Source organism: Streptomyces sp. NPDC001663, from assembly GCF_042893105.1.
Taxonomy (GTDB): domain Bacteria; phylum Actinomycetota; class Actinomycetes; order Streptomycetales; family Streptomycetaceae; genus Streptomyces.
In genome coordinates this window covers 357,130-374,789 of the sequence record NZ_JBIAUR010000004.1, presented here as the reverse complement: position 1 = coordinate 374,789, position 17,660 = coordinate 357,130, and the positions used below count along the sequence as shown (strand labels likewise).

Annotated in this window: 21 protein-coding genes; 6 read left to right on the top strand and 15 right to left on the bottom strand. The window is 71.1% G+C overall.

The genetic code is table 11. The annotated features are described in order from the left end of the window. Positions 1 to 126: 126 nt before the first annotated feature. From ACFY1L_RS15585 to ACFY1L_RS15575, 3 genes are all read right to left on the bottom strand, one after another. On the bottom strand, positions 127 to 735 hold the full coding sequence (locus ACFY1L_RS15585; protein ID WP_388823530.1) for a TIGR03086 family metal-binding protein: 609 nt from the start codon (positions 733 to 735) through the stop codon (positions 127 to 129). An 84-nt stretch (positions 736 to 819) separates the two neighbouring features. Continuing rightward, positions 820 to 1,464 carry a TetR/AcrR family transcriptional regulator gene (locus ACFY1L_RS15580; RefSeq protein ID WP_388824019.1) on the bottom strand — a complete coding sequence of 215 codons (645 nt, stop codon included), beginning with the start codon at positions 1,462 to 1,464 and terminating at the stop codon, positions 820 to 822. Beyond that, on the bottom strand, positions 1,455 to 2,171 hold the full coding sequence (locus tag ACFY1L_RS15575) for a peptidyl-tRNA hydrolase (protein ID WP_388823528.1): 717 nt from the start codon (positions 2,169 to 2,171) through the stop codon (positions 1,455 to 1,457). Before ACFY1L_RS15575 ends, ACFY1L_RS15580 begins: the two co-directional genes overlap by 10 nt. A 130-nt stretch (positions 2,172 to 2,301) precedes the next feature. On the opposite strand from ACFY1L_RS15575, the gene ACFY1L_RS15570 reads away from it, so the two are divergent. Together ACFY1L_RS15570 and ACFY1L_RS15565 are read left to right on the top strand one after the other, a co-directional pair. Then, positions 2,302 to 3,156, top strand: coding sequence for an ATP-binding cassette domain-containing protein (locus tag ACFY1L_RS15570; protein ID WP_388823526.1), 855 nt, complete (start codon positions 2,302 to 2,304; stop codon positions 3,154 to 3,156). Next, positions 3,153 to 3,827, top strand: coding sequence for an ABC transporter (locus ACFY1L_RS15565; RefSeq protein WP_388823524.1), 675 nt, complete (start codon positions 3,153 to 3,155; stop codon positions 3,825 to 3,827). Before ACFY1L_RS15570 ends, ACFY1L_RS15565 begins: the two co-directional genes overlap by 4 nt. Before the next feature lie 9 nt (positions 3,828 to 3,836). On the opposite strand, the gene ACFY1L_RS15560 is transcribed toward ACFY1L_RS15565, so the two are convergent. The 9 genes from ACFY1L_RS15560 to zapE form a co-directional block, all read right to left on the bottom strand. After that, a complete protein-coding gene (locus ACFY1L_RS15560) occupies positions 3,837 to 4,025 on the bottom strand; it encodes a hypothetical protein (RefSeq protein WP_361260748.1) in 189 nt (62 codons plus the stop codon). Positions 4,026 to 4,043: 18 nt separating this feature from the next. After that, positions 4,044 to 4,886 carry a polysaccharide deacetylase family protein gene (locus ACFY1L_RS15555; RefSeq protein WP_388823522.1) on the bottom strand — a complete coding sequence of 281 codons (843 nt, stop codon included), beginning with the start codon at positions 4,884 to 4,886 and terminating at the stop codon, positions 4,044 to 4,046. A 77-nt stretch (positions 4,887 to 4,963) separates the two neighbouring features. Then, the gene (locus tag ACFY1L_RS15550) at positions 4,964 to 5,518 is read right to left on the bottom strand and encodes a YbhB/YbcL family Raf kinase inhibitor-like protein (RefSeq protein WP_388823520.1); all 555 of its coding nucleotides are present in this window, start codon (positions 5,516 to 5,518) and stop codon (positions 4,964 to 4,966) included. 33 nt (positions 5,519 to 5,551) lie between these two features. Continuing rightward, a complete protein-coding gene (locus tag ACFY1L_RS15545) occupies positions 5,552 to 6,928 on the bottom strand; it encodes an alkaline phosphatase PhoX (RefSeq protein WP_388823518.1) in 1,377 nt (458 codons plus the stop codon). Positions 6,929 to 7,022: 94 nt separating this feature from the next. Then, positions 7,023 to 7,859: a slipin family protein gene (locus tag ACFY1L_RS15540; protein WP_388823516.1), complete on the bottom strand. Its 837-nt coding sequence runs from the start codon at positions 7,857 to 7,859 to the stop codon at positions 7,023 to 7,025. A 101-nt stretch (positions 7,860 to 7,960) separates the two neighbouring features. Next, a complete protein-coding gene (locus ACFY1L_RS15535) occupies positions 7,961 to 9,415 on the bottom strand; it encodes a SulP family inorganic anion transporter (protein WP_388823514.1) in 1,455 nt (484 codons plus the stop codon). Positions 9,416 to 9,423: 8 nt separating this feature from the next. Continuing rightward, positions 9,424 to 10,002: a carbonic anhydrase gene (locus ACFY1L_RS15530; RefSeq protein WP_388823512.1), complete on the bottom strand. Its 579-nt coding sequence runs from the start codon at positions 10,000 to 10,002 to the stop codon at positions 9,424 to 9,426. An 84-nt stretch (positions 10,003 to 10,086) separates the two neighbouring features. Further along, positions 10,087 to 10,479: a hypothetical protein gene (locus ACFY1L_RS15525; RefSeq protein ID WP_388823510.1), complete on the bottom strand. Its 393-nt coding sequence runs from the start codon at positions 10,477 to 10,479 to the stop codon at positions 10,087 to 10,089. Between the two features lie 165 nt (positions 10,480 to 10,644). Next, positions 10,645 to 11,751: a cell division protein ZapE gene (gene zapE / locus ACFY1L_RS15520; protein ID WP_388823508.1), complete on the bottom strand. Its 1,107-nt coding sequence runs from the start codon at positions 11,749 to 11,751 to the stop codon at positions 10,645 to 10,647. 37 nt (positions 11,752 to 11,788) lie between these two features. Here zapE and ACFY1L_RS15515 point away from each other — a divergent pair, with 37 nt between their 5' ends. The 4 genes from ACFY1L_RS15515 (at position 11,789) to msrB (ending at position 15,113) form a co-directional block, all read left to right on the top strand. Beyond that, positions 11,789 to 12,619, top strand: a complete 831-nt coding sequence (locus tag ACFY1L_RS15515) for a pyrimidine reductase family protein (protein WP_388823506.1) — start codon at positions 11,789 to 11,791, stop codon at positions 12,617 to 12,619. Between the two features lie 133 nt (positions 12,620 to 12,752). Beyond that, positions 12,753 to 13,226, top strand: coding sequence for an indole-3-glycerol phosphate synthase (locus tag ACFY1L_RS15510; RefSeq protein WP_388823504.1), 474 nt, complete (start codon positions 12,753 to 12,755; stop codon positions 13,224 to 13,226). 77 nt (positions 13,227 to 13,303) lie between these two features. Continuing rightward, positions 13,304 to 14,692, top strand: a complete 1,389-nt coding sequence (gene murC, locus ACFY1L_RS15505; RefSeq protein WP_388823502.1) for a UDP-N-acetylmuramate--L-alanine ligase — start codon at positions 13,304 to 13,306, stop codon at positions 14,690 to 14,692. 13 nt (positions 14,693 to 14,705) lie between these two features. After that, entirely contained in the window at positions 14,706 to 15,113 is a 408-nt protein-coding gene (gene msrB / locus ACFY1L_RS15500) for a peptide-methionine (R)-S-oxide reductase MsrB (RefSeq protein ID WP_388823500.1), read from the top strand. Here the strand turns inward: msrB and ACFY1L_RS15495 are convergent. The 3 genes from ACFY1L_RS15495 to ACFY1L_RS15485 form a co-directional block, all read right to left on the bottom strand. After that, positions 15,094 to 16,290 (bottom strand): hypothetical protein, encoded by a 1,197-nt coding sequence (locus ACFY1L_RS15495; RefSeq protein ID WP_388824017.1) that lies wholly within the window; start codon positions 16,288 to 16,290, stop codon positions 15,094 to 15,096. The genes msrB and ACFY1L_RS15495 overlap by 20 nt on opposite strands. A gap of 127 nt (positions 16,291 to 16,417) precedes the next feature. After that, positions 16,418 to 17,032: a haloacid dehalogenase-like hydrolase gene (locus ACFY1L_RS15490; protein ID WP_388823498.1), complete on the bottom strand. Its 615-nt coding sequence runs from the start codon at positions 17,030 to 17,032 to the stop codon at positions 16,418 to 16,420. Positions 17,033 to 17,131: 99 nt separating this feature from the next. Then, on the bottom strand, positions 17,132 to 17,539 hold the full coding sequence (locus ACFY1L_RS15485) for an ATP-binding protein (RefSeq protein WP_388823496.1): 408 nt from the start codon (positions 17,537 to 17,539) through the stop codon (positions 17,132 to 17,134). Between the last annotated feature and the right edge of the window lie 121 nt (positions 17,540 to 17,660).

Sequence of the window (17,660 nt, the reverse complement as noted above, 5' to 3'; positions counted from 1 at the left end):
CGCAAGGGGCTTGGCCGGCGCCGTGCCAGGAGGTACGCGGGGGACATCACCGTTGTTCAAACAACGGGTAAAGAATTAAACGGCTGGCAAAGTCGCACGACTCTCACCTGCGCATTCGTACGACCTTCACGTCCGCGTCGGCCACTGCTCCGGCGCCCGCCCGAGCAGCCGCAGCGCCTCCTCCAGCGGCCCCGCACCCGCGGGCCCCTCCATCACGGACGCGAACGCGAAGCCCGGTCCCCGCCGCGCCGGGTCGGCCGGGACGCGCCGGGCGACGGCGAGTGCCGCGTCGAGCACCTCGTCCGGCAGCTCCACCGGGACTCCGAGCGCGGCGGCGACGTCCCAGGCGTGCACCACGTAGTCGATGAAGTGGAAGCCGATCGCCATCCGCCCCGGAAAGCTCCCACCGAGCTCCGGCAGCGCGAACTCCCGCTCCTGGACGCCGGGTTCACCGAAGGCGTCGAGGACGGCCGCCGCGGCCGCCCGGTGCACACGCGCCGGCTCGCTCATGTCCTCGGGCTCCCGCCAGTGCGCCGCCTCCCGCCCCGCACCTCGCGCGGCGGCCGCGAACCCGTGATGCTGCGCCGCCATGTGCGCCACCAGCCGCCGCAGGGTCCACCCGGCGCACGGGGTGTCCCGCTCCCAGTCCTCGCCCTGCGCCAGATCCACCACTCGAACCGCCTCGCGCACGGCGGCCCGGTCCAGCTCGACGATGTCCGCTTCGGTGACAGTCATGACCCGAGCCTAAAACTATGCGAACGGTCGTGCTACTTGTTTTCCGCGACCCGCCATCCAGGTACCGGTCAACACACAAGCGGCTCAGGGAACTTGCGGAACCCGCTCCGGATCCACCGCAGCCGCCCTCAACCGCGCCGCGATGCCCACCCGGGCCCGCCTGTACGCGTTCTCCTCGCCGTGCAGCACGGAGACCACGTTGGCCGTCTCCATCAACGCCACGACCTCGAAGGCGAGTTGGGGCACATCCGTGTCGGCGCGCAGCTCTCCCGCGGCGCACGCCTCGCCGATCGTGCGCTCCACAAGAGCCGTCCAGCCGCGCTGGGAGCGCACCACGGCGTCGTGCACCGGCCCGGTGCGGGCGTCGAACTCGGCGATCACCTCGTAGAAGAAGCAGCCGCCCGGGAAGACCCGGCCCCGCGAGTACTCCAGCCACAGCTCGCACAACCGCCACACCCGGCCGACCCCGGCCGCCTCCTCCTCGGCAGGACGGACCACCCGCTCGGCGAAGATGCGGCCCGCCTCGCGCACGGTGGCGAGCTGCAGCTCCTCCTTCGATCCGAAGAGCGCGAACACCCCGCTCTTGCTGAGCTGCAACTCCGTCGCGAGCCGCCCCACTGACAAGGCCTCCAGCCCCTCGACGGAGGCGATCTCGACGGTACGGCCCAGCACCAACTGCCGGGTGCGGTTGCCCCGTTCGACCCTGCCGTCGAGGCGGGTCATCGCAATGCCGGGTGGTCGGCGACCACGGTGCAGGAGCCGGGGGCGATCTCGGTGAACCCCGCGTCGCGCACCAACGGCAGCCCGCTGCCGGTCAGTCGACTCCAACGCGCCGGGTCCGCGGTCCGCACGGCGAGCGGAAAACCGGCGTCGCGCCAGGCGGCCCGCTCCTCGTCCGACAGCTCCCACCAGGCCAGTTGGGCAGCGTGCCCCGCCTGGGCCATGGCCTTGCCGGCCGACATGTCGAGGTCCGGGTTCAGCCACAGCACGGGCTGCGCGGGATCCGCCTCCACCGGCGGCTCGGGGTCGTCGAGGTCGGTGCCGGAGACCTGCAACTTGGCCAGTTCCCTGGGCCATCCGTCGAGCGGCACGGGCGGAAAGACCCGCACCTCGGCCGACTTCCCCTGCACGGTGATCCCGGGCAACGCCTCGGCCCGCCGCCACTCGGCACCACGGGCCCGCCGCACGACCTTCCGGATCCGCGCGTCCTGCCAGTCGCTCATGACCTGCGCCCACTCACCGTCCCCGACGGACCGCTCATCGCTGAGCATCGCGAGCACGGCCCGGGCGGCCGTCTCCAGCGCATCGGTACGCGCGGGCGGCGCCGCCTTCTCGATCCGCACGACGAGGGGCAGCACGAACTGGGGCGCGTCGTCGCGGGCGCTCGCCTCGGACTGGAAGGGGCTGTCGCCGGGGGCGTTCGAATCAAGGCTCACGGCAGCCAACCTTAAGGGGCGCGGGGCGGTGTCAATTTGCGGCTCCGCCGCGTGGGCGCGACCGGCCACAGACGTCCTGCAGACCGAGACGATCATCACCCCCGCGACGAGATCGAACCAAAATACCCTCATGCAACGCGATCTACGGCTGGACAACGTCGGCCGCCGCTACGGCTTCCGCGGCCCCTGGGTCTTACGCGGCGTCCACCTGGCCGTCCCCATGGGCACCCTCACCCGCGTGGAAGGACCGAACGGCACCGGCAAGTCCACCCTCCTCCGCCTCCTCGCCGGCATCGACGCCCCCAGCGAGGGCCGCATCACCGGCCGTCCCCGCACCGCGTACGTCCCCGAACGCTTCCCGTCCGCCCTTCCCTTCACCCCCCTCGGCTACCTCACCCACCTCGGCACGGTGCACGGCCTGTCCCGCCCCACCGCCGAACGCGCCGCCGGCACCTGGCTGGAGCGCTTCGGCGCCGGCGCCTACGCCCGCACCCCCATGGCCCAGCTCTCGAAGGGCAGCAGCCAGAAGGTCGCCGTGGCGCAGGCCCTGCTCGCCGAGCCGGAGTTGCTCGTCCTCGACGAGGCATGGACCGGCCTGGACGAAGCCGCCCGCGCCGAGCTGGAGCGCGCCGTCGCCGAGCGCACCGCGGCGGGCGGCGCCGTGGTGTTCGTCGACCACGACCCGCGCCGCCTGGCGGGTGCGCCCGAGGCGACGTACACCGTCCGCGACGGCGGCCTCGAGCGCCGTACGCAGGAAATCACTCCCGCACCGGCCGGCCCAGGGGTCGCCGTCGAGGTGCAGGGACCGGCGGACGGACGGCCGCCGGCGCATCCGTCGGCGGACGTGACGAGGACCTCGGCGGGTAGGTACCGGCTCACGGTCCCCGCCTCCCATTCGGACGTCGTGCTGCGCGCCCTGCTGACGGCCCGCCCGCCGTGGCATGTGATCAGCGTCCGCCCCCTCGACAAGGAAAGCGACCGATGACGACCGCCCTCCTCCGCTACCAGGCCGCCCTCCTCGTGCGTTCGCAGCGCTGGCTGCCGCCGATCATCCTGTACGCGGCCTTCCTGGGGATCGGCGTGCAGAGCGGGCAGCCGGTGCTGGACTCGCTCGGTTACGCGGCCGCCGCCCTGCTGCCCGTCGCCGCGTGGCTGGTACGCATCTGCGTCACGGTCGAGCCGCCCGCGGCACGCGCGTGCGTGGCGGCGCCCGTAGGGCCGGGGCAGGCACATCTGGCCCGGCTGCTGGTGGCGTTGATTGCGTCGGCGGCGCTCGGCGTGGCCGCGACCGTGGTCGTGGCGCTGATCAGCAGTCCGACGAGCACCGACCACCGCACCCGCATCGCGCTGCTCCCGGCGACCGTGGCCGGACTGCTCGCCGCCCTGGCCTGCGCGCTGCTCGGCACGGCCGTCGGCGCGCTCACCAACTGGCCGGTGCTGCGCTCACCCGGCCGGGCGGTCCCGGCGATGCTGCTGACGGCGCTCCTGTCGGTGGTGGCGACGGGCTCCCCGGCGCAGGCGGCGGTCAGCGGCCTGGTCACCGGCTCTCAGTCGGGCAAGGTCCCTGTACCCCTGCTGCCACTCGCGGCGGCCGCCGTCCTTGCGGCAGCGGCCACCGCGGCGGCCTGCGCGCTGACGTCCCGCCGGTCACCCTGACCAGGCGGTTCACCCTGAACAGGCCGTGCGCTGTGCCTCCTGCCACTCGCAGACCGGGCACATCGTGATCCCCTTGTACGACTCGGGATACTCGGTCGGCTCCCGGCACAGCACGCACTCCGCGTACGGCGGCCCGTCGGCCTTCGGCGGCCGGGTGGCGTCGATCAGGCAGTACGCGTCGTCGCTGTCGTCGCTCATGCCACCAGCGTAAGCCGGTCATCGCAGGCGGTCCTCGGCCCCGATCAGCTCGGAGACCTTCACGAACCGGAAGCCCTGTTTGCGCAGCTCCGGCACGACGGTCCGCACGGCCCGCTCGGTCGCCGGGGCGGCGCTGCGCGTGCAGTGCATGACGACGACCGAGCCCGGCCGCACGCCCTCCAGCACCTGCCGGGCCACCGCGTCGGCGTCCGTCGCGAATGCGTCCCCGCTCACCACGTCCCACTGCACGGCGGTGACGCCGGTCGCGGCCAGCGACTTCAGGGCCTGCCGGTCGTAACAGCCGCCGGGGAAGCGGAAGTACGGCATCGCGTCCGGCACCCCGGCCTTGCGGAACGCGGTGTACGCCCGCTCGACGTCCGAGCGCATCCGGTCCCCGGCGACGGTCGGCAGTCCGTAGCAGTCACCGGTGAAGGCGTAGTGGCTGTAGGAGTGGTTGGCGACCTCGAAGAGCGGGTCCCGCCCGATCGACCGGGCCTGCACCGGGTACTGCTCGGCCCACCGCCCGGTCATGAACACGGTGGCCGGCACCTTCAACGCCCGCAGCGTCGCGATGAGCTGCGGATTGTCGAACCTCTCACCGCGTGCCGCCCGCGCGCCCTCGTCCGCGGTCATGTCGGCGTCGAAGGTGAGCGCGACCGTCCTGCCCTGCGTGCGCGGACCGTTCTTGAAGACGGGGGTCAGTCCGGCGGGCCCCGGGGCGAGGGTCGGCGGCCGGGACGGCGCGGCGGAGGTCGCGGAAGGTGCCGGGCGGGCGGCGTGGGGCGCGTCGGGAGCGCCGCAGGCGGTGAGGACGGCGCCGAGTGCGCAGGCGGCGGTGACTTGTCGTACTCGAATGATCACCGCATGAACATAACCGTACAAATAGGTCGAATGGTGGACCGGCGCGCTTCCCTTCCCCCGCGGCTGGTCCCTTCCGGTCAGCGGCCGTAGCGGCCGGTCAGGGTGCCCGAGGCCACGGTGTGGTCGGCCAGGGCCCGCTTCAGATCGTCGGCCGAGGCGTCGGAGGGGAGGTCGAGGGTGCGGTCGGTGGCGTAGACCGAGAAGACGTAGTGGTGGGGTTCGCTGCCCTTGGGCGGGCAGGGGCCGCCGTAGCCCTGCTTCTTGAAGCCGTTGCGGCCCTGCGTCGCTCCCTCAGGTGCTCGACCTGCTGCCCACCGTGTCTCCTTCGCGTCCGCGTTCCAGAGCAGCCAGTGGGTGAAGGTGCCGTGCGGGGCGTCGGGGTCCTCGACCAGGACGGCCAGGGTGGTGGCCGTGGCGGGGATGCCGGAGAGGGCCAGGGGAGGGGAGACGTTCTCGCCGTCGCAGGTGTACCGGCGCGGGATCGTGCCGCCGTCGGCGAAGGCGGCGCTCGACACGGCGATGCGGTGCGAGGCGCTGGGTGCGGGGACGGCGGAACCCTTCCCGTCGTCCCCGCAGCCCGACGCGAGCCCCGTCACGGCCGCGAGGGCCACGATCACGAGCCTGCGGTCCATGGGCGGAACGCTAGTCGCGCCCCCGGGTCCCCGCTACCTGCGCCAAGGACCCGTCACCGCGAACGTCGTGCCCGGGGTGTAGCAGTTGACGTACATCGTGCCGCCGTCCGGGGAGAAGGTGACGCCCGCGAACTCGCCCCACTCCGGCGCGTCCGGGGTGCCGATGTTCTGCCTTCCGCGTGCCATCGCGTACACCTCGCCGCTCCTCGTCACGCCGAAGACGTGCTGGGCGCCGTTGCCGTCCTCGCAGACCATGAGGCCGCCGCTCGGGGCGAGGCAGATGTTGTCCGGGGACTCGCCGGGGAGTTGTACGTCGGTGTCCGGACCGAAGACGACCACCAGGGTCAGGCGGTGCGACGAGGGGTCGTAGCGCCAGATCTGGCCGTAGTGGTCGGCCGCCGAGCCGTCGGCGCTGTGCGCGAACGACGACACGAAGTACACGCACCGCCCGCCCCAGTAGCAGCCCTCCAGCTTCTGCGCGTGCGTGATGCCCTTCGGGCCGAAGTCCTGCAGGCGGACGGGGGTTTGGGCGGCGAGAGGGTCCGGTACGTCGATCCACTCGATGCCGTCGAAGGTGGCGCCGGGCTCCTGGATCGTGGACAGGTCGGGTACGCCGGGCACGCGCATCGCCTGGAGACGGCCGCCCGCGCGGAGTGAACCGACGCCTCCCAAGGGCCTGTTGGGCAGGAAGCGGTAGAAGAGGCCGAAGGGCTTGAGGAAGGCGTCCTCGGTCTCGTAGACGATCCCGCGTCCCGGGTCGATCGCGATCGCCTCGTGCTGGAAGCGGCCCATCGCGGTCAGCGGTACGGCGCCCGTGCGGTGCGGGTCGGACGGGTCGACCTCGAAGATGAAGCCGTGGTCCTTGGTGTAGCCGTTGGTGCCGGCCTTGTCCTCGGTCTCCTCGCAGGTCAGCCAGGTGCCCCAAGGGCTGGGCCCGCCCGCGCAGTTGACGGCCGTACCGGCGATGGCGACCCGTTCGGACAGGACGTTGTTGCGGGAGTCGAGGGTGAGGGCCGTACAGCCGCCCTTGCCCGCGGGGTCGTAGGTGAGGCCCGCGACGGTCGGGACGGCGTACTTGGCGGTGGGGCGGTTCTCGTGGTTGCGGACCAGGTGTACGCGACCGGCACTGCCGCCTCTCGTGGGCAGGGCGGTCATGCCGTCGTGGTTGGAGGGGACGGTGCCTTCTTTCGAGCGGAGTTGGTCGCCCTCGCGGGAGAGGACCTTGTAGTGGAAGCCCTTCGGGAGGTCGAGCAGGCCGTTCGGGTCGGGGACCAGGGGGCCGTAGCCCGTGTGGCCCAGGGGCTGGGCGGCGGCGGTTCCGGCGAAGAGTTCGGAGAGAGCCCCGGTGAAGGCGATGCCGGCTCCCAGGGCACCGCTGCGGGCAAGGATCTGACGTCGTGTTGCAGACATGAAGGGTGCAACCTTCCTGCTGGCGGACAGGAACTGTGACGCCGCTGTGTCTATCACCCGTCACGCGGTGCGGGAACCACGCGCGTAGCACGTGTCACTTCTCGATCTCGTGATGACCCTGTTGATCGGGCCGGTGATCGGACTGATGGTCGTGCGGGTGCTCCGGCGGATGCTCCTGCGCCCTCTCCAGGAAGCGCAGCAGCTCTACGGGGAAGGGGAGCACCAGCGTCGAGTTCTTCTCGGCGGCGACCGCGACGACCGTCTGCAGCAGCCGCAGCTGGAGTGCGGCGGGCTGATCGGACATCTGCGCGGCGGCCTCGGCGAGCTTCTTCGACGCCTGGAGCTCGGCGTCCGCGTTGATGATGCGGGCCCGGCGCTCGCGGTCGGCCTCGGCCTGGCGGGCCATGGAGCGCTTCATCGACTCCGGCAGCGACACGTCCTTGATCTCGACGCGGTCGACCTGCACGCCCCAGCCGACGGCCGGGCTGTCGATCATCAGCTCCAGTCCCTCGTTGAGCTTCTCGCGGTTGGACAGCAGATCGTCCAGCTCGCTCTTGCCGATGATCGAGCGCAGGGACGTCTGCGCCATCTGGGAGACCGCGAACTTGTAGTCCTCGACCTTGACCAGCGCGCTCGCCGCGTCGACCACGCGGAAGTAGACGACGGCGTCCACGCGCACCGTCACGTTGTCCCGGGTGATGCCCTCCTGGGCCGGCACCGGCAGCGTGACGATCTGCATGTTCACCTTGTTCATCCGGTCCACGAACGGGACGATCGTCGTGAAACCGGGCTCTCGGACGGCACCGGTGAGCCGCCCGAGCCGGAAGACCACTCCGCGCTCGTACTGCTTGACGACCTTCGCCGCCGCGGCGAGGTAGACGAGCCCGGCGGTACCGGCCGCCACGGCCGCCGTCACCAGCTCAGGGACCATCACGACCTCCTCTGTCAGAGGCCTCGTATGTCTGCTTCTGTAACGATATGCCCGGTGGCTGGTCCTGGGCCACGACGGACCCGGGACCAGCCACCCATGCGCTACGGCGTCGTGACCCGCACCGGCTCGGTGCCGACCGCGCTGTGCCGCTCGGCCCAGTTCTCCAGCGCTGTACGGCAGGCGTGGTCCAGGTGGTGCAGACCGGAGAGGTCCAGCTCCACCGGGCGGTCCTGGGGCAGCGCCTCCAGGCTGTCGAGGATCTTCGGCAGCCGCAGGAAGGTGGCGTTGCCCGACAGGTACGCCTGGACGGGGCCCGCGCCCTTGTCGATGACCTCGAGCTTGATGTGCGAGGCCTCCCAGGCGGTCTTGACGACGGCGAGAGCCAGACCGATCAGGACACCCTCGAACATGCTGACCGCGACGATCGACACGGCAGTGACGACCAGGATCAGCGCCTCGCCGCGGTGCTCGCGCCACAGCGACACGATCTCGCGGACGGGGATCAGCTTGGCGCCGGAGTACACGAGGATGCCCGCGAGCGCCGGGATCGGGATGTAGGCGAGGACGCCCGGCAGCAGGGCCGCGAACAGCAGCAGCCACACGCCGTGCAGCACACGGGACGCCTTCGTCCTCGCGCCCGCCTGGACGTTCGCCGCGCTGCGCACGATGACCGCGGTCATCGGCAGTGCGCCGAGCACACCGCAGATCGCGTTGCCCGCGCCCTGCGCCATCAGTTCCTTGTCGTACTCGGTGCGCGGGCCGTCGTGCAGCCGGTCCACGGCCGCCGCGCTGAACAGCGACTCGGCGGACGCGATCAGCGTGAACGCGACGATGGTGCCGAGCAGACCGATGTTCGCCAGGTCGCCGAAGGCGCTCAGCGGGGGTGGCTGGACGGAGCCCAGCAGCCCCTGCACCTCGACGGTGGCCACCGGCAGGGAGAACACCAGCGCGGCGACGGTCGCGAGACCGACGGCGGCGAGCGGCCCGGGGACCGTGCGCACCTGCTTCGGCATGCGCTTCCACAGCACGAGTACGGCGATGGTGCCCGCGCCGAGCCCCAGGGAGGCCAGCGCGCCCGTGTTCCCGAAGGCCTCGACGAGCGCCTCGGGGATGCCCGCTATCTTCGCGAGGCCGGAGGCGGGCGCCTTGGCGTCCGCCATCGAGTACAGCTGCCCGGCGATCAGCACGAGGCCGATGCCGGCCAGCATGCCCTCGACCACCGAGACCGAGATGGCCCGGAAGTAACGCCCCAGCTTCAGGGCGCCCATCAGGAGCTGGAGCACACCGGTGGCGAGGACGATCACGCCCAGGGCCGGCAGCCCGAACTCCTGCACCGCCTCGAAGACCAGCACGGTCAGACCGGCCGCAGGCCCGGAGACCTGCAGGCTGCTGCCGCGCATGAGCCCGGTGACGATGCCGCCCACGATGCCGGTGACCAGACCGAGTTCGGCCGGGACGCCGGAGGCGACGGCCACGCCCACGCACAGCGGGAGCGCGACGAGGAAGACGACCAGCGATGCGGCGAAGTCCTGCCGCAGGTGAGGGTATTTGGTCATCGCGGCGCTCACAGACCCTGGAAGGTGTCGGACCCGGCGTCGTGCGCCAGGACGGCGCCGGTGTGGACCTCGTAGAACCAGGCATGCAGGGTCAGTTGACGGTCCTTCAGCTTCTTCTCGATGTACGGGTACGAGCGCAGCCGCAGCAGCTGCGTCAGGACGTGGCTCTGCACGCCCTCGGTGACGGTCGGGTCCTCGACCGTGCCCGCCGGACGCGGCGTGGCGTTGGACAGCCAGTCGCGCACGGCCGGTACGGCGGTCAGGTCGTCGCCGCGCACCAGGGCGCCCACGGCGCCGCAGTGCGAGTGGCCGCAGACCACGATGTCGCTGACGCCGAGCACCTCCACGGCGTACTCGATGGTGCAGGCCTCGCTGGTGGGGTGCTCGGAGGCGTACGGCGGGACGATGTTGCCCGCGGTGCGCAGCTCGAAGAGCTCGCCCGGGCGGGCGCCGGTGATCAGGGCCGGGACGACCCTGGAGTCGGAGCAGGTGATGAACAGCACCTGCGGGGACTGGCCTTCGGCGAGTTTGGCGAACTCCTCAGGGCGCTGTCCGAACGTACGGGCGTTGTCGATGAGGGGCTGCATGATGTGGTGACTCCTCCTGGCGCGCCGCAATGGCGCGTCGGTGTGGGCAGGACAGATGTGGGGGAGAGAGAAACTGCTCTGCTGTCAGCAGCGGAAGACCTGAAGTGCTGCCGGAGAGTGCGCTGTCGAGGGTCTCGACGTGCGCGGCGCCCTGGGCACGGCCGGTTGGTGTACGGCCGCGGGGTCCTCGGCCGGCAGGCCTCGTTCGGGACCCTCGGGGGCGAAGTCGACCGCGCGGTGGCGGTCTCGGGTGCGCAGGGGGCCCGTCGGGCCTCCGGAGTGGTCGCAGTGACGGTGCGTGAGTGTCTCGTCGCGCAGCGCCTTGCCGGACAGCTTAATTCCGGGCTGGGCTTTGGCCTCGACCTGACGGACCGTGTGCGCGGCTGCGAAGGACTCCGCGGGTGCGAAGAACTGGAAGGCGAGCAGCACGGCGGCGAGGAGCGCAAACGTGGTCCGGATCGTCGTACGTCGGAACATGCGCCCCCCTCCAGGTGATTCACACTTCTCGCATTGACCACCCATTGACCAAGGGCGGGTCAATGACTGGTCAAGAAACACGTTAACCCTGCAAAGTTGTTTGCAGGGTTAACTTAACGTTTCGAGCTGAAGAGAGCCTGAAATGCGCTGGTGGGGTGGCTTGATCTAGTCGCTCTCGGCGAGCCGCTTGCCGTCCCGGGCCAGAGCCGTGAGCCGGGAAATCGCCCTGAAGTACTTCTTCCGGTAGCCGCCGTTCAGCATCTCCTCGCTGAAGAGCCTGTCGAAGGGCAACCCGGAGGCCAGGACGGGTACTTCACGGTCGTAGAGCCGGTCCGCGAGGACGACGAGCCGCAGGGCGGTCGACTGGTCGGGCACTGCCTCGACGTCGGTGAGGCAGACCGCCTTCAGCCCGTCGGTCAGCGCGCCGTAGCGGCTGGGGTGGACCTTGGCGAGGTGGTCGAGAAGGTGCGGAAAGTCGTCGAGCGAGGCGCCCGCGGTGGCGTACGCCGCCTTCGTCACCTGCTCGTCGGAGTACGGCGCCGGCGCCTCGGGCAGACCGCGGTGGCGGTAGTCCTCGCCGTCGATGCGCAGGGTGCGGAAGCGGGCGGACAGGCCCTGGATCTCCCGAAGGAAATCAGCCGCCGCGAAACGGCCCTCGCCGAGCTTGCCGGGGAGGGTGTTGGAGGTGGCGGCGAGGGCGACGCCGGCATCGACGAGCTTGCCCAGCAGGGTCGACACGAGGACGGTGTCGCCGGGGTCGTCGAGCTCGAACTCGTCGATGCACAGCAGCCGGTGGCCGCTGAGGGTCTGCACGGTCTGCTGGAAGCCGAGGGCGCCGACCAGGTTGGTCAGCTCGACGAACGTGCCGAACGCCTTGAGTGCGGGCTCCGCCGGGGTGGCGTGCCAGAGGGAGGCGAGCAGGTGGGTCTTGCCGACGCCGTAGCCGCCGTCGAGGTAGACGCCGCGGGGGCCGGCCGGGGTCTTGGGCGCCTTGGGCCTGCCGAATCCGAAGAAGCCGCGCTTGCCGCCGCCGACGGCGTGCGCCCCGCCGAGTCCGGCCGCGAAGCCATCGAGGACGCGTACGGCCTCGGTCTGGCTGGGCTGGTTCGGGTCCGGTATGTACGTGCTGAACCGGACCGAGTCGAAGCGCGGTGGCGGCACCATCTCGGCGACCAGGCGGTCCGCGGGGACGTGCGGAGTGCGGGCGCACAGGGACAGCGGGGCCGCGGTGGCTATCGGACCGATACCGGGTGCGGAAGGCGAGGACGACACGGTTACCCATGCTAAGCGTCGTGGAACACTGCACGACATGCGACGCCTGTTCCCTGTGACCGACCAGACAGTGCCGGCAGCTTCCGACGAGGAGGGTGCGGCCGGTGGGGGCGGTGTTCCCGGCGCCCTGACCGACCGGGAGTGGAGCCTCGCCGAGCTCGCCGCCGCCTACGCCTGTCCCGAGCCGACCGCCGGCGGGCGGCGCGTGCCCTGGCTGCGGGCCAACATGGTCTCCACGCTGGACGGCGCCGCGCAGCACGACGGCAAGTCGCAGCCCATCTCCAACGCGGCCGACATGCGGATCTTCGGGACGCTGCGGGCGCTGGCGGACGTGGTGATCGTCGGTGCGGAAACGGTACGTCAGGAGGCATACCGGCCCGCACGCGCGCGTGCGGAGTTCGCCGAGGCGCGGCAGGCGGCCGGGCAGGAGGCGGCGCCGGCCGTCGCGGTGGTCACCGCGAGCCTGGACCTGGACTTCTCCCTTCCGCTGTTCACCTCGCCGCTGGTGCCGACCTTGGTTCTCACGGGTGCCGCCGCGGCCCCCGACCGCATCGCCGCCGCCGAGAAGGCGGGCGCGCGGGTCGTGATCGCCGGTGACGGGATGGGTGTGGAGCCCGTCCGTGCCGTACAGGCCCTCGGGGAGCTCGGGCACACCCGGCTGCTGACCGAGGGCGGTCCGCGGCTGCTCGGGCAGCTGGTGGCGGCGGGGGTGCTGGACGAGCTGTGCCTCACCGTGGCGCCGATGCTCACGGCGGGGGACGCGCAGCGGATCGCCGGGGGACCGACTGTCGCGGTTCCGCAACGGTTCGGGCTTGTGTCACTGCTGGAGGAGGAGGGGTTTCTGTTCGGCCGCTACCAGCGGACTTGAAAATCGTTCAGCGGTACCGCAGGTCCCGAAAACGGCGGAATCTACCATTCCGCTTGGCTTTCGGCGGGCACACTGAATCTCGCAGTCCCCGTGACATCACGGGGCAGGATGGTTTCCGCAGAAGGGGCGCCCGGTGTTCACAAGCGTATTGATGATCGAGAAGGCCCTGACGTCCGCAGACGTGGAGTTCGTCACCAGCCTGCACGGGGAGGAGGAGGTCTCCTTCCACGTCCTGCTCCAGCCCCGCGGCGACCAGGCGGACCGCCTGCTGCGGGCCATCGACGACGTCGCGCTCGGCGAGCTGGACGAAGCCGCGCGGGAGCGGGAGGTACCGGAGGGGGCGGCGGCGAAGGACTTCGGGGAGCGCGCACTCGAGGTGTCCCTGCAGGCGCTGCAGGCCACCGGCAGCGAGGCGGAGGGGCGGCTCATCGAGGACCATCCGCTGGACGCCCTCAAGACGCTGGTCGACGAGGTCGGCGCGGACGAGGTGATCGTGCTGACCGATCCCCACTACGTGGAGGAGTTCTTCCACCGGGACTGGGCGTCCAGGGCGCGGCACAAGGTGGGGGTGCCGGTGCTGAAGCTGTTCTCGCACAGCAAGGCTTGAGCAGTAGCCCTGCCCCATTCCGTGTGTCATAGGGTTTGGGTGATTCGACGTTCGCCGCACCATCCCAGGAGACACGCATGGCACCCGGCCTTCCTCCCGCCATGGACCGACCGCACTTCATCGGCATCGGTGGGGCCGGGATGTCGGGGATCGCGAAGATTCTTGCGCAGCGTGGGGCCAAGGTGGCCGGCAGTGACGCCAAGGAGTCCGCGACCGCCGAGGCGCTGCGGGCGCTGGGGGCGACCGTGCACATCGGGCATGCGGCGGAGCACCTCGCCGACGACGCCGGCTGCGTCGTCGTGTCGTCGGCGATCCGCAAGGACAACCCGGAGCTGGCCCGTGCCGCCGAGCTCGGCATCCCCGTCGTGCACCGGTCCGACGCCCTCGCCGCGCTGATGGACGGCCTGCGGCCGATCGCCGTCGCCGGCACGCACGGCAAGACCACCACGACCTCGATGCTGGCGGTGTCGCTGAGCGAGCTCGGGCTGAACCCGTCGTACGCGATCGGCGGCGATCTGGACGCTCCCGGTTCCAACGCGTTGCACGGCGAGGGCGAGATCTTCGTCGCGGAGGCCGACGAGTCGGACCGCAGCTTCCACAAGTACGCGCCCGAGGTCGCCATCGTCCTCAACGTCGAGCTCGACCACCACGCCAACTACGCGTCCATGGACGAGATCTACGAGTCCTTCGAGACGTTCGCCGCACGGATCGTGCCCGGCGGCACGCTGGTGATCAACGCGGACCACGAGGGTGCGCGCGAGCTGACGCGGCGGGTGTCCGGTTCGGTGCGGACGGTGACGTACGGCGATGCGGAGGACGCCGACGTACGGGTGCTGTCGGTCGTCCCGCAGGGTCTGAAGAGCGAGGTGACCGTCGAGCTGGACGGCTCGCCGCTCACCTTCACGGTCTCCGTCCCCGGCCGCCACTACGCGCACAACGCCGTGGCCGCGCTCGCCGCGGGCGTCGCGCTGGGCGTCCCGGCCGCCGAGCTGGCGCCCGCCCTGGCCGCGTACACCGGCGTGAAGCGGCGGCTGCAGCTGAAGGGCGAGGTAGCGGGCGTGCAGGTCATCGACTCGTACGCCCACCACCCGACCGAGATGACGGCCGACCTGGAGGCGATGCGCTCCGCGGCGGGCGATGCCCGGATCCTGGTCGTCTTCCAGCCGCACCTGTTCTCGCGGACGCAGGAGCTCGGCAAGGAGATGGGCCAGTCCCTGGCCCTCGCCGACGCCTCGGTCGTCCTCGACATCTACCCGGCGCGCGAGGACCCGATCCCGGGTGTGACGAGCGAGCTGATCATCGAGGCGGCGCGGGCCGCGGGCGCGGACGTGACGGCGGTCCACGACAAGGCGGAGGTGCCCGCGGTGGTGGCGGGAATGGCGAAGGCCGGTGATCTCGTTCTCACCATGGGCGCGGGCGATGTCACCGACCTCGGGCCGCGCATCCTGGACCGACTTTCGCAGTGAGGGGCTGAGGTTCATGTCGTACGACGTCGACAAGCCGGACGAGCAGTGGCGCGCGGAGCTGACTCCGGCCGAGTACGCGGTGCTGCGCCAGGCCGGCACGGAGCCTGCCTTCACCGGTGAGTACACCAACACCAAGACGACGGGCGTGTACTCGTGTCGCGCCTGCGGTGCCGAACTGTTCACCTCGACCACGAAGTTCGAGTCGCACTGCGGTTGGCCGTCCTTCTACGACCCGAAAGACACGGACGCGGTGGAGCTCATCGAGGACCGGTCGCACGGGATGGTGCGGACCGAGGTGCGGTGTGCGCGGTGCGGGTCGCATCTCGGGCACGTCTTCGAGGGCGAGGGCTATCCGACCCCGACGGACCAGCGGTACTGCATCAACAGCATCTCGCTGCGGCTCACGCCGGAAGAGGGCTGAGTCTGTCGTCCGGTGCCCGCCGGCCGTGACGTCTGTTGCGGGGCGGGCGCTGGGGCCAGAAGAGGACGTAGGCGGCGGAGCCCACTGCGAAGGCCAGGCGGATGAAGCCCTGGGTGGACGCCGAGGGGACGAAGAGGGCGCTGCCGTAGAGGGAGATCAGGGCGAGCCAGCTGACCCAGGGGACCAGACGGCGTTGGCCGATGGAGTCCCAGATCAGGGTGCCGAGGAGGACCGAGGCGTTGTAGTACGTGTACACGCTCGGGTCCAGGACGATACGGGCGTCGGCGGCGAGCAGCACCACCGCCGGCCAGCGGTGCCGACGGACGGCCAGGGCGCCCAGGGCGAGGCCGAGGGCCATCTGGGCGGGGCGGTCCCACCAGGGCGTGGCGTCGTGCACGCCCAACCAGCGCAGGGACGACGCGGGTTGGTTGGGGATCGTGAAGCGGGCGGCGGCCAGGGTGTCCAGGTGGGTGAGGTAGAAGGGCAGCCAGGCCACGGCCACCAGGCCTACGGCCCAGACTGCCGAGCGCAGGCGTACGGTGCGCGGCAGTGCCAGCAGCAGGGGCAGGAAGCCGACCGCCCAGGGCTTGGAGTCCACCGCCAGGGCGAGGAAGACGCCCACGGCTGTTGCCTTGCCGCGGACCAGTGCGCGGACGGCGAGGGTGGTGAAGAACAGCGCGAGGACGTCGTCGAGGTGTGCGAAACGCACCGCGACCTCCACCCACATGGGGATGAAGGCCGCTCCGGCGATCAGCACGCGCTGCTGGAGACGTTTGTGGTTGAGCCCCGTGCCCCGGTAGTGGTCGGCGGCGGCACGGCCGACCAGCACCAGCATGTACAGGCCCAGGCCGGACATGAACGCGTCGGCGAGCTTCTCGCCCAGCCCGGCCGGGAACGGCGCGAACAAGCCGGCGACCAGGAAGCTCACCGGGCCGATCTGCAGCTCGGGGTGGTTGGCGTAGAGGGCGAGGCCGCCGCCGGGGATCTGGTTGAAGAGAAGTTGCTGACCGGTTCTCAGATAGTGCCAGGACACCGCTCCATGACGTTCGGCCACGAAGAACCAGACGACCGTCCACAGGGCCAGCAGCGCGTTGTGCCACCGCACCGGATAGCGGCCGATCCGGCCGATCCGCGCCCCGTCCCTGGGCACGGCCGACGCCGTCTCCCGGTTCAGCACCTTCGGTCCTCCCCCTCCGCCCGCGTCCGGCGTCGGGACGGCCGGGATCGCGGGCACTGCGCTGCGTCATCCCTGTAGAGGGGGGCTCGGCGCCGTGGGTTGCTTGTGGCGACCGTGAGCGGGACCGCTACACGAGGGACACGAGGGCCGTACGGGCATCCACGACGGTGCGGTTGCCGACGGAACCCAGCACGCCGAGACCGTCGGTGCGGGTGCCGTAGCCGAAGCAGTCCCGCGGGTCCGCGCGGTGCTCGGCCGCGGCGCGGACGACGGCCCGGGTCTTGGCCGCCGCCGTCATCGGGTGACGCACCTCGCCGGTCAGGCAGCCCCTGGCGTCGAGGACGGGTTCGGTGGAGACGACGAGGTCGGCGCCCATGTCCTTGCGCAGGGGAGCCAGACAGGGGGCGAAGGCTTCGGAGACCAGGGCGGTGAGGTGCCCGGCGTCCTGGTGGGCGCGCAGTGCGGTGAGGGTCTGGGCGACGAACGGAGGGCCTATGCGGCGGCCCCCGCGGACGTCCTCGTACCAGTGGCGGCCCTGCTCCATCAGTTCGGTCAGCGGGGTTCCGGCGTAGAGACGGTAGTACGCCCGCAGGGTGTCGGGAGGGTCGATCCCGAGGGCGGTGAGGGCCCCCAACTGGTCGGCCTCGTAGGCGTATTGGGACTCGCCGAGGCGGTAGCGGAGGAAGTCGTACCGGGCGGGGGTGGTGAACAGCGCTTCGTCCACGTCGAAGAATGCGATCACGGGGGCGGGGCGGTGGGACTTGATGGTCTGGTCCTTCCTGATGTTCGGACTTGTCGGGCGGGAGGGGTCCGAACCGTGTTCGGGGCTGTGGGCATGCGGCTATGGGTGTCCGGAGGTCACCAGGGCCCAGACGGTCTTGCCGTCCCGGCCGCGGTGGTGCACTCCCCAGGTGCGGGCGAGGGCGTCGACGAGGCGCAGGCCGCGGCCGCTCTCCGGTTCCCAGGAGCGGAGGGTCTGCGGAACGGGCGGGGCGGGGCTGTCGTCGGAGACCTCGACGAAGCAGGAGTCGTCCGCGAGTACCGTCACGGCGATCTCGAACTCCCGCTCCAGCACGGGCCCGTGGCGCACCACGTTCGCCGCGAGCTCGGAGACCACCAGTACGGTCTCCTCGGTGATCTCGTCGTCGGCCTTGTGCCCCCACGCGGTCAGATGGTCCTGTACGCGGCGCCGGGCGCCGGAGACCGATGCCGGATGCCGGGGCAGCCGGAAGGCGTCACGTCTCAGCACGGGAGCTCCTCGTTTTGTGCACGGATTTGACACACACAGAAGCGCAGCGTGACTGGTTGATGTCGCTTCGGCCATGACCGTCGTACGGCATTGCGCCAGTCCGGATCAGGCCGGAAGCAGT

Bases quoted from the DNA above. Each gene is read 5' to 3' on its own strand.
- ACFY1L_RS15585 (WP_388823530.1), bottom strand. From the start codon at position 735: ATGACTGTCACCGAAGCGGACATCGTCGAGCTGGACCGGGCCGCCGTG.
- ACFY1L_RS15570 (WP_388823526.1), top strand. From the start codon at position 2,302: ATGCAACGCGATCTACGGCTGGACAACGTCGGCCGCCGCTACGGCTTC.
- ACFY1L_RS15565 (WP_388823524.1), top strand. From the start codon at position 3,153: ATGACGACCGCCCTCCTCCGCTACCAGGCCGCCCTCCTCGTGCGTTCG.
- ACFY1L_RS15560 (WP_361260748.1), bottom strand. From the start codon at position 4,025: ATGAGCGACGACAGCGACGACGCGTACTGCCTGATCGACGCCACCCGG.
- ACFY1L_RS15550 (WP_388823520.1), bottom strand. From the start codon at position 5,518: ATGGACCGCAGGCTCGTGATCGTGGCCCTCGCGGCCGTGACGGGGCTC.
- ACFY1L_RS15545 (WP_388823518.1), bottom strand. From the start codon at position 6,928: ATGTCTGCAACACGACGTCAGATCCTTGCCCGCAGCGGTGCCCTGGGA.
- ACFY1L_RS15540 (WP_388823516.1), bottom strand. From the start codon at position 7,859: ATGGTCCCTGAGCTGGTGACGGCGGCCGTGGCGGCCGGTACCGCCGGG.
- ACFY1L_RS15535 (WP_388823514.1), bottom strand. From the start codon at position 9,415: ATGACCAAATACCCTCACCTGCGGCAGGACTTCGCCGCATCGCTGGTC.
- ACFY1L_RS15530 (WP_388823512.1), bottom strand. From the start codon at position 10,002: ATGCAGCCCCTCATCGACAACGCCCGTACGTTCGGACAGCGCCCTGAG.
- ACFY1L_RS15525 (WP_388823510.1), bottom strand. From the start codon at position 10,479: ATGTTCCGACGTACGACGATCCGGACCACGTTTGCGCTCCTCGCCGCC.
- ACFY1L_RS15515 (WP_388823506.1), top strand. From the start codon at position 11,789: ATGCGACGCCTGTTCCCTGTGACCGACCAGACAGTGCCGGCAGCTTCC.
- murC (WP_388823502.1), top strand. From the start codon at position 13,304: ATGGCACCCGGCCTTCCTCCCGCCATGGACCGACCGCACTTCATCGGC.
- msrB (WP_388823500.1), top strand. From the start codon at position 14,706: ATGTCGTACGACGTCGACAAGCCGGACGAGCAGTGGCGCGCGGAGCTG.